The following is a 703-nucleotide window of genomic DNA, read 5'->3' as shown; positions in this document are numbered from 1 at the left end:
ATAGACTTTGCAGATATGATCTTGGAACGGACTTAAGTGTAGATTGGTCAACTGAATACGAAAATCCTGAATATATTGGTTGTGAATTTGGAAAGAAAAATGCGATTGGAGCCTTTTTCTTTTATGATAAAAAGACTACAGCAAAAAAAACTCTAGCTCAAGCAATATATAATCAAAATAAAAAAGGAAACATCTATAACAGCGGAACAATTACATATTGTGAAGTGGTAAATGAGTTAAATCTTTTGGACCTTGATAGCGGATTGATTGAATGTTCGAACATTATAAGTTTTCTAGTCAGTATTGATGCAAATGTGATTGAGAATAAATTTGTTAATCATCATTCTAATAAACCTTATTCTGAATTACAATCTGTAATTGTTGATATCTTCTCCACAGATCATATTAAAAGGATAAATGCCGCAGATGAGATTAACAAGTTTTTCTTTTATAATGCACCATATTTAGGACAGTCACTGACTGATTATGAAAATGGTATTTTATTCAAATCAATTCTTGAAGAAAAGAATTATGAAGGGTATGTTTTTTTTGAAAATCCTGAGAGTAATACATACTGCATATTCAATTCAGATAAAATAAGCGACCCAATACACGAAGAAGTTTATATAGACACAGATGATGAGTTGAAAGAGTTTCTATTAATAGCTGAAAAGAATGATAAATAGTAAATACAAGTATTCTC

1 protein-coding gene is annotated in these 703 nt (G+C 29.4%); it reads left to right on the top strand.

Annotation, left to right across the window (positions count from 1 at the left end; translation table 11 throughout):
- Positions 1 to 686: hypothetical protein (locus DPN68_RS13205; RefSeq protein WP_157958515.1), on the top strand; the 686-nt coding region annotated here is incomplete at its 5' end.
- Positions 687 to 703 lie beyond the last annotated feature (17 nt).

It is taken from the genome of Flavobacterium tibetense (genome assembly GCF_003293845.1).
GTDB lineage: Bacteria > Bacteroidota > Bacteroidia > Flavobacteriales > Flavobacteriaceae > Flavobacterium > Flavobacterium tibetense.
Note: the sequence above shows the minus strand (reverse complement) of the source record. Positions and strands in the feature narration are given on the sequence as shown.